This is a genomic window from Pseudomonas sp. ANT_J28, from assembly GCF_008370005.1.
GTDB classification, from domain to species: domain Bacteria; phylum Pseudomonadota; class Gammaproteobacteria; order Pseudomonadales; family Pseudomonadaceae; genus Aquipseudomonas; species Aquipseudomonas frigoris.
Genome location: NZ_VOBM01000050.1, coordinates 1 through 12,694, shown reverse-complemented (window position 1 = coordinate 12,694; position 12,694 = coordinate 1). Strand labels below are relative to the sequence as shown.

Below are 12,694 nucleotides of genomic sequence, written 5' to 3'. Positions count from 1 at the left end.
TTCTCCCGTGGGCGCATAGCCCCGGATTACTTCAGGCCTTGGCCGGAAAACATCAGCACTTTGTCACCGGCGTACTGCACGCTGATAAAGCTGTTCTTGTCGCCCCAGGTACAGCTGGACATGCCGAGCGCGCCCGAGCAATCGGCGGGTTTACCCAGCAAGGTTTCTACCTCGGCCTTGGGCATGCCTGACGACAGCTTCGAGTAGTTTTCCTGATTGATCTTGCTGCACGCGGCCAGCAACACACAGAACGAAAGCAGGGCGATTGAACGCAGCGACATGGTGTAGCTCCTGGGGCGAAGGGGAATGGCATGGCTGCCAAGCTGAAGCTTAGAAGAGAAAACCCCTGTCTGGTTCCGTGGCCGGCCGGCTATTTTTGGGCCGCTCGTCCGCCTTTCGTGAAATATAAGGAACTTTTGTTTGCTGATGACCATTTCGTCGGTTTTCGCAAAAGCCGCCTAATCTTTGGCGCCGCTCAGTCGACATAAAAGCAGCGCAAAGCCCACGACTGTGGCAAATTGACGCCCCTTTGTTGACTAGCCTATCCGCGGTAGCTCATTTAATGACCAGAAACATGAAGTTCAGCCACAAGATCTTGTTGGCTGCCGCCCTCGTGGTGGCCGTTGCATTCGCTTGTTTCATCCTCTTCAACGACTACCGCCAGCGGCAAACCCTGCGCAGCAGTACCGAATCCTCGATGCAGGAACTCGGCAGCCTGACCACCAGCAACATCCAGACCTGGCTGGAAAGCCGCATTCAGTTGCTGCAATCGCTGTCCCAGCAGATCGCCGTGGACGGCAGTGACCTGGCCAACCTCAAGCGCGCCATCGACCTGCCGGCCTACACCAGTAATTTTCAGTTGAGCTACTTCGGTGGCACTGACGGCGTGATGTTCTCGGTCCCGGCCGGCAATCGTGCGGCGGATTACGACCCCCGCGCCCGTGGCTGGTACAAGGCGGCCAACGGCGCGCAACAGACCATCGTCACCGAACCTTATATCGCCGCGTCGTCGGGCAAACTGGTGATCACCGTTGCCACCCCGGTGAAACATCAGAATCAAATGATCGGCGTCGCCGGCGCAGACATCGACCTGTCCAGCGTCAGCGCGATCATCAACTCGCTGAACTTCGGCGGCCACGGCCACGCGTTCATCGTCAGTGCCGACGGCAAGATCCTGATTCACCCGGACAGCAAACTGGTGCTCAAGAGCCTGACCGACGCCTACCCGAATGGCGCGCCGAAAGTCAGCCCGGGCATGAAAGAAGTCGAGATCGACGGCAAGACCCAATTCATCTCCTTTACCCACGTCAATGGTGTGCCCTCGGCAGACTGGTACGTGGCACTGGTGCTGGATCAGGACACCGCGTTCTCAATGCTCAGCGAATTCCGCACCTCGGCGATCATCGCCATGGTCATTGCCGTGGTAATCATCATCGCGTTGCTGGGCATGCTGATTAGCTTCTTGATGCAGCCGCTGCTGACTATGGGCCGCGCCATGCATGACATCGCCGAAGGCGAAGGTGACCTGACCAAACGCCTGACCATCCACGGCCAGGACGAATTCGGTGCGCTGGGCACCTCGTTCAACCGTTTTGTGGAGCGTATTCATACGTCGATTCGCGAAGTGTCCTCGGCCACCGGCCAGGTCAACGAAGTCGCCTTGCGTGTGGTTGCCGCGTCGAACTCGTCGATGTTCAACTCCGACCAGCAAGCCTCGCGCACCAGCAGCGTCGCCGCCGCCATCAACGAGCTGGGCGCCGCCGCCCAGGAAATCGCCCAGAACGCCGCCCTCGCCTCTCAGCATTCGAGCGATGCTCGCGCATTGGCCGAGGACGGCCAGCAAGTCGTGGATAAAACCATCGCGGCGATGCAGCAGCTCTCGGCGAAGATCAGCGATTCGTGTGGCAACATCGAAACGCTCAACAGCAACACCGTGAACATCGGGCAGATTCTGGAAGTGATCACCAGCATCTCCCAGCAGACCAACTTGCTGGCACTCAACGCCGCCATCGAAGCGGCCCGTGCCGGTGAAGCCGGTCGCGGTTTTGCCGTGGTAGCGGACGAGGTGCGTAACCTCGCGCACCGTACTCAGGATTCGGCGCAGCAAGTGCAGAAGATGATCGAGGAACTGCAAGTCGGCGCTCGGGAAGCCGTGAGCACCATGACCGACAGCCAGCGCCAGAGCGAAAGCAGCGTCGGCATCGCCAACCTGGCGGGCGAACGTCTGGGCAGCGTAACTCAGCGTATCGGTGAGATCGACGGGATGAACCAGTCGGTGGCCACTGCGACGGAAGAGCAGACGGCGGTGGTGGAGTCGATCAACGTCGACATTACCGAGATCAACACGCTGAATCAGGAAGGCGTGGAGAACTTGCAGTCGACCTTGCGTGCGTGTTCAGACCTTGAACAGCAGGCGGCGCGGCTTAAACAGTTGGTCGGTAGTTTCAGGATTTAAGCCATTCTTGCGGGCCCCTTCGCGAGCAAGCCCGCTCCCACATTGGATTTGCGTCGATCACAAATCCCCTGTGGGAGCGGGCTTGCTCGCGAAGACGGCATCTGCAACAACGAAGATTTAGAAACGAGACCCGGGCTTCGAAAGAAACGCCAACTCCTCAGCCGTAGATTCCCTTCCCAACACCGCATTGCGATGCGGAAACCGTCCAAACCGCGCAATCACTTTCTGATGCCGCTCGGCATAATCCAGGTTATCGGCAAACACCGCCCGATCACCCTCAGGTTGCTGCGCCAGCAGATCGATAAACCGCGAAACCGCTTCGTTCTGCACCGCCAGATTCTCGCAGTGTTCAAACACCAGGTAGATAAATACCCTCTGGATCGGCCGCAACTGCCGATCAAAATCCGCAGCAATGCCTTGCGCCACCAGTGCCTGAGCCCTGAGATCGCCTGAAAAGGATTTGGGAGTGTCGCGAAAGATCATTCGCGGCAGTTGATCGAGCAGCAGCACCAGGGCCAGCCAACCTTCGGGGCGTTGCGCCCACTCGGTCAATCCGCCGGCCAGTGCCTGCTCGACCCAGTCCCCGAAACGCGTGCGCGCTTCGAGGTCCTGGCTGTCGCGCTTGCCGAACCATAACTTGCCCTTGTCAGCCGCTATTTCGTGGGGGGATTCGAGGGTTCCGAACCACCATTCGAGCAATGGCTGCCAGGGCGCGGTCATGGGTTTATTCCTTGTGGTAAGCCGTGACGCGTTCGACTTCTTCTTTCGAACCGAGGAACACGGCGACACGCTGGTGCAAGCCGTCCGGCTTGATGTCGAGGATGCGCTGATGGCCATCGGTGGACGCGCCGCCAGCCTGTTCAACCAGGAACGACATCGGGTTGGCTTCGTACATCAGACGCAGCTTGCCCGGCTTGGACGGCTCGCGACTGTCGCGTGGGTACATGAACAGACCGCCACGGGTCAGGATGCGGTGCACGTCCGCGACCATCGCGGCGACCCAGCGCATGTTGTAGTTCTTTTTCAGCGGGCCTTCTTCGCCAGCCAGCAATTCGCCGACGTAGCGTTGTACCGGCGCTTCCCAGTGGCGCTGATTGGACGCGTTGATCGCGAATTCCTGAGTCGAGGTCGGGATCTTGATGTCTTCATGGGTCAGCACGAAGCTGCCCATTTCGCGGTCCAGGGTGAAGCCTTTTACGCCGTCACCCAGGGTCAGGATCAACATGGTCTGTGGACCGTAGATCGCGTAACCGGCAGCCACTTGCTCGGTGCCTGGCTGCAGGAAAGCCTTTTCGTTCAAGGGCTCGTTTTGGCTCAGGTATTCGTTCGGGCAACGCAGCACCGAGAAGATCGTACCGACCGGCGCGTTGATATCGATGTTCGACGAGCCGTCCAGCGGGTCGAAAACCAACAGGTACGCGCCTTTCGGGTATTTGCCCGGGATCTGGTAGGCATTGTCCATTTCTTCGGACGCCATGCCGGCCAGGTGACCGCCCCATTCGTTGGCTTCGAGCAGGATCTCGTTGGAGATCACGTCGAGTTTTTTCTGCACTTCACCTTGGACGTTTTCAGTGCCCATGCTGCCCAGAACACCACCGAGGGCGCCTTTGGACACGGCGTGGTTGATCTCTTTGCAAGCACGCGCCACCACTTCGATCAGGAAACGCAGATCGGCAGGGGTGTTATTGCTACGGGTCTGCTCAATCAAATAGCGACTCAGGGTAACGCGGGACATGGAAGGCTCCGGTGGAATGGGGGGCTAAAAACCCGCGCAGTTTAACGCGAGTCGGGGCGCATTTCCTCCTATCAGACGTGTTACACCCAATAGAGTTCATGCGCCCGATTGAGCGTAGTTCGAAACCGCCCGGATGTGGGCCGGGCGTAACTGCCAGTTTCAGGGTTTGACTGGCGGCTTGCGCAACAGACTGAACGCCATCGCGGCCAGAACCAAAACACTGAGCAGCAACACCGCCCACAACCCGAACTTCTTCCAGTTTGTGTCCATCGGCGCAGCCGTTGTCACGGTCGATACCGGCGTGGCCACCGCCCCGCCCTCCACCGTAGCCTTGCCCAATGTCGCCAATTTTGCAGCGTTGTAATCCGGAATCAACGTCGACAGCGGCAGGTTCGCCGCCTTCACCGTGGCACTTCCCAGCGCGAGCGTATAAGGCCCCGCCCCGCGCGCCAGGAACACCAATTGAATGGAGCGCACGGCGAATCGCACAGTCGGTGCCTCGGCACCCAGACCGCCGCCGCGCTCGTCCACCGTCAGTTTCAACTGCTGCACGGTTTGCCCCGACAGCTGCAATTCGTTCTGCACCACATCCTGGCCACTCTGGGTCAGGCGATAAAGCAAACCGCTGCTCAGCGCCTGCCACGGCAGGCTACTTTCCCGACGACCGGACAAGGTCACGGGTGCCAAACTGTTGGGCTGACTCAACTCGACCTGCAAGCGTTCGACATTCAGCCCCATGGGTAATTGCCAGGTGTATTCACCGGCCTTCACGCTGCTGCCGGCCAGCGGCTGCGACCAGACAAGTGGTAGCAGCAGGCTGCGAGTCTTGGCGCTTTGCAGTTGCGCCGAGGTCAACGTCGGTGCCGATTGCGGCGTGCTCCATAGCAATCGCAGATAACGGGCCGACTGACCCGGCAGAGCGACTTCATGTTGCTCGACCTGCTCGTCGGCGAACGTCAGGCGTGCCACCTGCCCTTCACCCCACGACTGCCAATGCTGCAGGTCGTCGCTGGCCTCGATGGTGAAACGCTGGAAGCCATCGCGTTCGCTGGTCCAGTCGAGGATCAACTGCTGCAAGGGTGCTTTGATGCTGCTGGCGTCGAGCAACCAGCCGCGCAGCATTTCTTCGCCCGCCTCCAGCTGACTGGACGGCTGCACTTCGACCAGCGTGCCGTTGGCGCTCGATTGCACCCGCACGCTCGGTGCGTGCTCGGTGGAGTCCGCCGAGTTGTACAGAGGAAACCATTTCACGTCGGTCAGGGTGCGGTTTTCGCTGGTCTGCGCCGGCGCGCGAGCCAAGGAATACGCCTGAGCCTCACCGGCGGCATTGAACACGCGCACATCGCTGAGATCGGTTTGCCGCGCATTCAATTGCACGCTCAACGGCAATTCGAGGCGATACCACGGACCTTCGCCGCTGACCGACAACGGCACATGCGTGGCGAAGTCCGCCGGTTTTTCCTGAGCACTGGCCGACAGCGCCACACCCAGCGCAACAGCGCCCAGCCAGACAAGATTCAGCTTCTGACTCAAAACGACACTCCTTCGGTTTGCGGGGCCGGTTTTTCAGCCTCCGGCACAGCATCAAAGCGCTTGGGCGGCAACGGGGCGAAATAGCCCACCACCAACAGCAACACGCCAACGCCGATAAACGAGACGATCCGCGCCAGCCCGCCGCGGTTACTCAACTCGACAAAGAACAGTTTGGCCACCACCACCCCGATCAGCGCCGCACCGATCAGCCAGACTTCGCGGCGATGACGCAGATGGCCGCCGATCATCAGACTCAGGGCCATCAAGGTCCAGACGATAGACAGACCGGCCTGCACCCGCATGGATTGGAGCAACGCATCCAGTTCGAACGGCACACCGCCCCAATGATGGGCCGTGCGCATCACCAGCGCAGTAAAGAACACAAACAGCGAGGCGCCAGCGATCAAGTGCGTGGCGTGTTCGGCATAGTCCTTGCGAATCGCCAGTTGCGCCACGGTGCTGCGGGACCACACGTAAACGCCGAACAGCGCAAACAGCAGGCCCAACTCCAGCGGGTTGATCAGCGGCACGTAAGGCAATGGCTCGGCGGTGCCGTCGCTGACAACGTTCGCCAGCCAGAACCAGCCGAGCATCAGCAACGCCAGCGGTGCCGCCGCATACACACGGTATTCGCGCGAATAAGCCGACACCGGCCATGGCCAGGCACGGGGCGCCGCCATCAGCACCAGATACAGGCTCGGCAGAATCGCCCAACCCAACCAGCGCCAGGCGTTGTACTGCTCGGACAACAGCAACAGGCCGTAACGCAGCTCCAGGGCCAGCACACCGATCAACAGCCAGCAGCCGAGCACGTGCGCGGTACTGAGGGCGCGCGCCGGCAACATCGGAGCCAGACGCCGCAGGGAGATGAAATGCACAACGAACACGGCCGCCCACACCAGCCAACCGACGTTGGCCGCCGGGTGATAACGCGAGTGCCACGCAGCCAGCAACACCAAACCGGCCGCAGGCATCAGCAAGGTGCAGAGCAAGCCCAGCGACGACCATTTCAGGCGCAGCGCCAATACCGTCCACAGCGCCACGCTCAGCGCCGCGACCGCCAGCAACAACGTCGCTTGCAGATTCAACGGTGCGAAGCGCAGTACTTCACTGACCCACGCCAGCGCCCACCAACCCGCGCCCCATACCAACAGCACTTCGGACAAACGCTGCAAGCTCAGCACATCGAAGGCCGAGGCATGGTTGCCGAGCTGCAAGCGCCAGGCGCCAACCATCGCAGCCAAACCCAACAACAGCGGAGTCCAGAAACCACTGTGAGTCAGAGGCTTCAATCCTTCGCTCGCAAGCGGTCCGAGCAAATCAGGCCCGGCCATCAGGAACGCCGCGCCGCCAATCACCTGCAACAGCAAACCGAAGACAAAACTCACACGCCGCTTCAGGTACAGACTCAGCCAAATAATGAACAGACCGCTGGCCGCCCATACCGCACTCGCCGTTTGCCAAGGCAGGACGAACAGCACCGCCAGATTGATCAACACCAGACCGGCGAGCAGCACCACCGACAACCCGCGCAGCAAACGCACATCGCTTCGGACCATCTCATCGCGCGCCGCCAGCAACATGCCAGCGATCAGCGCCAGGCCGATCAACGACGCGCTCAGCAGGCCGCTCCAACCAGCGTTGAACACGGCGCCAGACTCACCGCTCGAACCCTGTAGCCGCATCAGGAACAACGCACCGCCGAGCAACTGCACGGCGAACGCAGTGAACAGGAACGTGCGCGATTGCAGACGCAAGCCAACAAACAACGTCGCCAACCCCGCCAGCGCCCAACTGATCGCCGTGCCGTGAGTGAAGAAGAACAACGGCGCCAGCAGATAGAGGAAGGTCAGACCGAGGCAGGCCAATACCGGCAGCCCTTTGCGCTCCCATTCCGACGTCTGCTCGGGCAAGGCTTTACGCAACTGGTAGAAGCTGAACAACAACGCCACGCCGAGCATCAACGCACCGAGCGGCGCACCGTCGAGCAGGCTGCTTTCACCGATCCGCAGTTCGCTGATAAACGCCAGCGCCGAGCCCAGTTGCAGCAGCAAGGCAAAGGCTCGGGCCAGCGGTCGTTGCTGACGCAGGCCGAGCCAGAAGATGCCGGCGCCTTCGACGGCCCAGGCAGCAGCAGTCCAGCGTGCATCGAGCCCCAACGGAATCGCCAGGCTGGCGAAGATCACCCCCAGCGCCAGACAGGTTTCCGCCAGCAGCAACGCTCGTCCGCCCATCAACAACCGCGCCAGGCCCATGTAAATCATGCCCAACGCCAACGCGCTGAAGGCTGCGGCGAATTCCAAGTGCTGGACCAATGCGAACTGCAAGCCGAAGCCCACCAACGCAGGACCGAACAGCATCGTGCCGTCGACGTAATCGCCCTTGCGCGCCGACCAGCGCAGCAGCGCTTCACGACTGCCATCCTCGGGCGCGTCGCCCATTTCCAGCAACTTGCGCCGGGCGAACAGCAGACCAATGGCCAGGTACATCAGGAAAAACACAATCAGGAACGGCTCGGTACTCCATAACAGTTCCGGGGTATAGGAACGCAAGCCCCAGGCGAAACCGATGCCGAAGGTGCCGACGAAGCCGATCAGGTTAAGCAGCCGCCAGGCCTTGAACCAGGCGATGGCGAGGATGCCAGCGTTAAGCAAGGCGAAGTAGCTGAACAGCGCGACATGGTTGCCGGCGCCGGTGGACGTCAGGATCGGCGCCGCGAAACCGCCGAGTGCCGCAGCGGCGGCGAGACCCAGAGCGTCCTGGGTGATGGCAAGAATCGCCGAGAACACTGTCACCGCGACCAGCAGACCTAACGCCGCCGTAGGATCGAGCAGCGGATGCAGACGCATCGCGGCAAACACGGTCAGGTACAGCACCGCGATCCCGGTGCCTTGCAGCATCAACGCGTAATGGCTGTTGCGTGTTCTAAGCCACCAACCCAGCCCCAGAAGACCCAATGCCGCCGCCGCAACACCGGCGTAACGCAACTCGATCGGCACCACCATGCCTTCGGTGGCGTAACGCAACAGGAAGGCCAGACCGAGAAACAACAGCACCACACCGACCCGCAGCACAGTGTTGCCGCCGAACAGCCAGTTGCGTGCGCCGCTGATGGCGCGTTCGATGAAGTTCGGGCCGCGTGGGATGGCGGGTTGTTGCGGCTCGCGGGCGACCGGTTCGGGTTTCCAGGCATCAACGTGCACTGGACGGCTCGCTTCGGCGGCGGCCGCAGTAATCGGTTCCAGTTCGGGAGGGAGCTCCCAGATCAGCTCCGGGGCTTCGACAGGGATTTCGTCGAGAGTGAATTCAGGAGGCGGCGCGGGTTCGTGGGCTTCCGGCGTCTTGACGCCTGACACTTCCAGCAATGACAGCCGTTGCTGCACCGCATTCAGCGCGATCTGAGCCTGATCAAGTAGCTTACGTTGCTCGTCAGTTTGTGAACCCAAACGGCCAATGCGAATGGCCTGGCCAATACCCAACCCGAGCAGCCCGCCCAGCAGCGCATCGCTGAACGACTCGTCGAGTACCCAGCCCAGCACCAGCCCAATCAGCATGAACATCCATTGCATGGTCGATATCCCTAAGCGCAGTGGCCAATCCGGCAAACTGGCGCTCAGTATATCGGCCAGGCCCGACAACCGTCGGGCCTGGCTCGCAATTATTGCTAAAAGTTACTCCAACGCTTTCCAGATATCGGTGGCGTACTCGCGAATGGTCCGGTCGGACGAGAACCAGCCCATCCGGGAAGTGCTCAACACCGCCGAACGCCACCATTCCTTCGAATCGTGCCAATGGGCTTCTACCCGCATCTGCGCGTCCCAGTAAGAGTCGAAATCGGCGCAGACCAGGAAGCGATCGTAGTCGATCAGCGAATCGATCAATCCTGTGTAACGGGACGGATCATCCGGCGAGAACACCCCGCCGCGAATCGCTTGCAGCACGTCATTGAGCCGATGGGATGCCGCAATATCCGGCGTCGCATTGAACTCATGGTTCTGCTTGCGCGCTTCAACCTGCTGAGCGCTGAGGCCGAAGATGAACATGTGCTCGGCGCCGATGCGTTCACACATTTCCACGTTGGCCCCGTCCAGGGTGCCGATGGTCAGCGCGCCGTTGAGGCCGAACTTCATGTTGCTGGTGCCCGAGGCTTCGAAGCCTGCGGTGGAAATCTGCTCCGACAAATCCGCTGCCGGGATGATGCTTTCCGCCAGACTGACGTTGTAGTTGGGCAAGAACACCACTTTCAGCAAACCGCGCACCGTCGGGTCGTTGTTCACCACCCGGGCGATGTCGTTGGTCAGTTTGATGATCAGCTTGGCCTGGTGATAACTGGCCGCTGCCTTGCCGGCGAAGATCTTCACCCGCGGCACCCAATCGATTTCCGGCTCGGCGCGAATGGCCTGATACAGCGCAACGGTGTGCAACAGGTTGAGCAACTGCCGTTTGTATTCGTGGATCCGTTTGACCTGCACGTCGAACATCGCGGCCGGGTTGACCGCGACCCCCAGCCGTTCGTGAATGATGTACGCCAGGGCTTTTTTGCTGTGCAGGCGCTGCTCGGCGAAGGCTTTGCGGAACGCGGCTTTCTCGGCGAACGGTTCCAGGCCGAGCAAACGCTCTTCGGGGTTATCCAGCAGATCCGGGCCGAGAGCGTCGACCATCATCGAGGTCAACTCCGGGTTGGCCTGATAGAGCCAGCGCCGGAAGGTGATGCCGTTGGTCTTGTTGTTGATCCGGTCCGGGTAGAGGTTGTGCAGTTCGGAGAACACCGTTTTGCGCATCAGTTGCGTATGCAGGCCGGACACGCCGTTGACGCTGTGGGAGCCAAGGAACGCCAGGTTGCCCATGCGCACGCGGCGACCGTTGTCTTCCTCGATCAGCGATACCGCGCGCAGCACCTCGAAGTCATGGATACCCTTGGCCCGCAGCGAATCGATGTGCTGGGCGTTGATCAAATAAATGATCTGCATGTGCCGCGGCAACATCCGCTCCATCAAACCGACCGGCCAGGTTTCCAGCGCTTCCGGCAGCAGCGTGTGGTTGGTGTAGGACAGCGTATCGACGGTAACCTGCCATGCCGCATCCCACGCGACGTCATAGACATCGACCAGTTGCCGCATCAGTTCGGCCACGGCAATCGAAGGGTGGGTGTCGTTGAGCTGGATCGCGGCATGATCGCCCAGGGTCAGGACCGAGGTGTGCATGTTGCGATGGCGGCGCAGCAAGTCCTGCAAGGACGCGGCGACGAAGAAATACTCCTGACGCAGGCGCAGTTCCTGGCCGGCTTCGGTGCTGTCCGCCGGGTAGAGCACTCGGGAAATACTTTCGGCCCGGGCGACTTCCGCTACGGCGCCCAAGTGGTCGCCAGCGTTGAAGCGTTCCAGGTGCAAATCTTCCATGGCCCGGGCGCGCCACAGGCGCAGCGTGTTGACGCTCGCTCCGCGCCAGCCGACGACCGGAGTGTCATAAGCAATCGCGCGAACGGTTTCCGCTGGCGTCCAGACTTGCTTGGACTTGCCCGCTTCGTCGGTGACGGTTTCGACACTGCCGCCGAAACCGATCGGGTAAACGACCTCTGGCCGTTCAAACTCCCAAGGGTTACCGAAATCCAGCCAGTGTTCGGTCTGTTCCTGCTGCCAGCCGTCGACGATGGCCTGGCGGAACAAGCCGTGTTCATAACGAATGCCGTAACCGTGGCCGGCAATGCCGAGGGTCGACATGCTTTCCATGAAGCACGCAGCCAGACGACCGAGGCCGCCGTTGCCCAGCGCTGCGTCGGGTTCCAGCAGGCGGATGCGTTCAAGGTCGACGCCAAGCTCAGTCAGTGCCTCGCGGGCAACGTCCAGCAGGCCGAGGTTGCTCAGGCTGTCGTAGAGCAGACGGCCGATCAGAAATTCGAGGGAGAGGTAATACACCCGCTTTTGACCTTTGCGGTAGATCTGCCGGGTGTGGTCCATCCAGTGCTCGACCATGTGATCGCGCGCCGCCAGGGCAATGGCTTCGAACCAGTCGTGGTCGAAGGCGTGATCTGGGTCTTTGCCCACCGCGTAGGTGAGTTTGGTCAAGACGGCGTCGCGGAATGCGGCCACCTCTGCTTCGCGAACAAGTGGTTCTTGAGTCATCGATAGGACCTCGAGCGAGCGTGGAATTGTCTGAGCCTAGACGGTCTGACAGGCCGTTTGAACTCTGGTTCGGCAGTTTTTCCTGATAGTGCGAGATAGGCCGACATTACAACGTCATGTGCCGGAAAGAATGCAGGGCCCGTGCCGGAATGCAGGTGTTATTGGGCGGCAAACGAAAAAATCTGGCGAAAGGTTGTTCAAAAATCCACCAGTCCCGGTATCATCGCGCGCCCTGATGCACGCTGGTAACAACCGATGATGAAGTCCAACCTGATCGCCGCCGCGGAGATCGATCGCCTCGATACCTGGGCCAAGTATTCCGCCCCGATGTGTGGTTCGTGTGTTTCCAGCTGCTGCACCCTGCCGGTCGAGGTCAAGATCAAGGATCTGATCCGTATCGGCATCGTCGATGAATTCGAGCGCGGCGAGCCGCCGAAGAACATCGCCAAGCGTTTGCAGAAGGAAGGGATCGTCGAGCGTTACAACCAGAAGTCCGAGATCTTCACCCTTCAGCGCATGAGCAACAACGATTGCCTGTACCTGGATCGTAAGAGCCGTCTGTGCACTATTTATGAAAAGCGCCCGGATACTTGCCGCAACCACCCGAAAATCGGGCCGCGGCCGGGGTATTGCGCGTATAAGCCGAAAGAAATGGCGCGTGAGACCAGCGAGAGCCGTCGGACCCTCGAGAAGTTCTGATCGTCGCTGAGTTCTTCGGCGGCTGACCGTCCGCCTTCGCGAGCAAGCCCGCTCCCACATTGGTTCTGTGAACGACGCAGATCCAATGTGGGAGCGGGCTTGCTGGCGAAGGGGCCGGAACAAACACCGCACAACCCCCAGACAAACAAA

At 60.7% G+C, this 12,694-nt stretch carries 9 protein-coding genes and 1 pseudogene; 4 read left to right on the top strand and 6 right to left on the bottom strand.

All coding sequences use genetic code 11. The annotated features are described in order from the left end of the window. Positions 1–26 precede the first annotated feature (26 nt). Positions 27–281: a lipoprotein gene (locus FQ187_RS26070; protein ID WP_033055306.1), complete on the bottom strand. Its 255-nt coding sequence runs from the start codon at positions 279–281 to the stop codon at positions 27–29. 30 nt (positions 282–311) lie between these two features. On the opposite strand from FQ187_RS26070, the gene FQ187_RS30050 reads away from it, so the two are divergent. The 3 genes and pseudogenes from FQ187_RS30050 to FQ187_RS31000 all read left to right on the top strand — a co-directional run bounded on the left by FQ187_RS30050 (position 312) and on the right by FQ187_RS31000 (position 2,455). Then, positions 312–488, top strand: a complete 177-nt coding sequence (locus tag FQ187_RS30050) for a hypothetical protein (RefSeq protein ID WP_178122769.1) — start codon at positions 312–314, stop codon at positions 486–488. Between the two features lie 74 nt (positions 489–562). Next, positions 563–1,597 (top strand): annotated as a pseudogene (locus FQ187_RS31005) (cache domain-containing protein); the annotation flags it as partial. Between the two features lie 93 nt (positions 1,598–1,690). Further along, positions 1,691–2,455, top strand: a complete 765-nt coding sequence (locus FQ187_RS31000) for a methyl-accepting chemotaxis protein (protein WP_371925557.1) — start codon at positions 1,691–1,693, stop codon at positions 2,453–2,455. Between the two features lie 117 nt (positions 2,456–2,572). On the opposite strand, the gene FQ187_RS26060 is transcribed toward FQ187_RS31000, so the two are convergent. The 5 genes from FQ187_RS26060 to FQ187_RS26040 all read right to left on the bottom strand — a co-directional run bounded on the left by FQ187_RS26060 (position 2,573) and on the right by FQ187_RS26040 (position 11,845). Next, positions 2,573–3,175 (bottom strand): DUF924 family protein, encoded by a 603-nt coding sequence (locus FQ187_RS26060; protein WP_149631674.1) that lies wholly within the window; start codon positions 3,173–3,175, stop codon positions 2,573–2,575. 4 nt (positions 3,176–3,179) lie between these two features. Then, entirely contained in the window at positions 3,180–4,190 is a 1,011-nt protein-coding gene (locus FQ187_RS26055; RefSeq protein ID WP_129439239.1) for a class 1 fructose-bisphosphatase, read from the bottom strand. A gap of 159 nt (positions 4,191–4,349) precedes the next feature. Further along, entirely contained in the window at positions 4,350–5,723 is a 1,374-nt protein-coding gene (locus FQ187_RS26050) for a DUF3999 domain-containing protein (RefSeq protein WP_149631673.1), read from the bottom strand. Next, complete coding sequence (locus FQ187_RS26045) at positions 5,720–9,292, bottom strand: DUF2339 domain-containing protein (protein WP_149631672.1); 3,573 nt, start codon at positions 9,290–9,292, stop codon at positions 5,720–5,722. Before FQ187_RS26045 ends, FQ187_RS26050 begins: the two co-directional genes overlap by 4 nt. A 102-nt stretch (positions 9,293–9,394) precedes the next feature. Then, positions 9,395–11,845, bottom strand: coding sequence for a glycogen/starch/alpha-glucan phosphorylase (locus FQ187_RS26040; protein WP_149631671.1), 2,451 nt, complete (start codon positions 11,843–11,845; stop codon positions 9,395–9,397). A 255-nt stretch (positions 11,846–12,100) separates the two neighbouring features. On the opposite strand from FQ187_RS26040, the gene FQ187_RS26035 reads away from it, so the two are divergent. Beyond that, the gene (locus FQ187_RS26035; protein WP_129439247.1) at positions 12,101–12,544 is read left to right on the top strand and encodes a YkgJ family cysteine cluster protein; all 444 of its coding nucleotides are present in this window, start codon (positions 12,101–12,103) and stop codon (positions 12,542–12,544) included. Positions 12,545–12,694: the final 150 nt, after the last annotated feature.

Excerpts from the sequence above, each read along its gene's own strand:
- FQ187_RS31000 (WP_371925557.1), top strand. The coding sequence starts at position 1,691 with ATGTTCAACTCCGACCAGCAAGCCTCGCGCACCAGCAGCGTCGCCGCC.
- FQ187_RS26040 (WP_149631671.1), bottom strand. The coding sequence starts at position 11,845 with ATGACTCAAGAACCACTTGTTCGCGAAGCAGAGGTGGCCGCATTCCGC.
- FQ187_RS26070 (WP_033055306.1), bottom strand. The coding sequence starts at position 281 with ATGTCGCTGCGTTCAATCGCCCTGCTTTCGTTCTGTGTGTTGCTGGCC.
- FQ187_RS26060 (WP_149631674.1), bottom strand. The coding sequence starts at position 3,175 with ATGACCGCGCCCTGGCAGCCATTGCTCGAATGGTGGTTCGGAACCCTC.
- FQ187_RS30050 (WP_178122769.1), top strand. The coding sequence starts at position 312 with ATGGCTGCCAAGCTGAAGCTTAGAAGAGAAAACCCCTGTCTGGTTCCG.
- FQ187_RS26055 (WP_129439239.1), bottom strand. The coding sequence starts at position 4,190 with ATGTCCCGCGTTACCCTGAGTCGCTATTTGATTGAGCAGACCCGTAGC.
- FQ187_RS26045 (WP_149631672.1), bottom strand. The coding sequence starts at position 9,292 with ATGCAATGGATGTTCATGCTGATTGGGCTGGTGCTGGGCTGGGTACTC.
- FQ187_RS26035 (WP_129439247.1), top strand. The coding sequence starts at position 12,101 with ATGATGAAGTCCAACCTGATCGCCGCCGCGGAGATCGATCGCCTCGAT.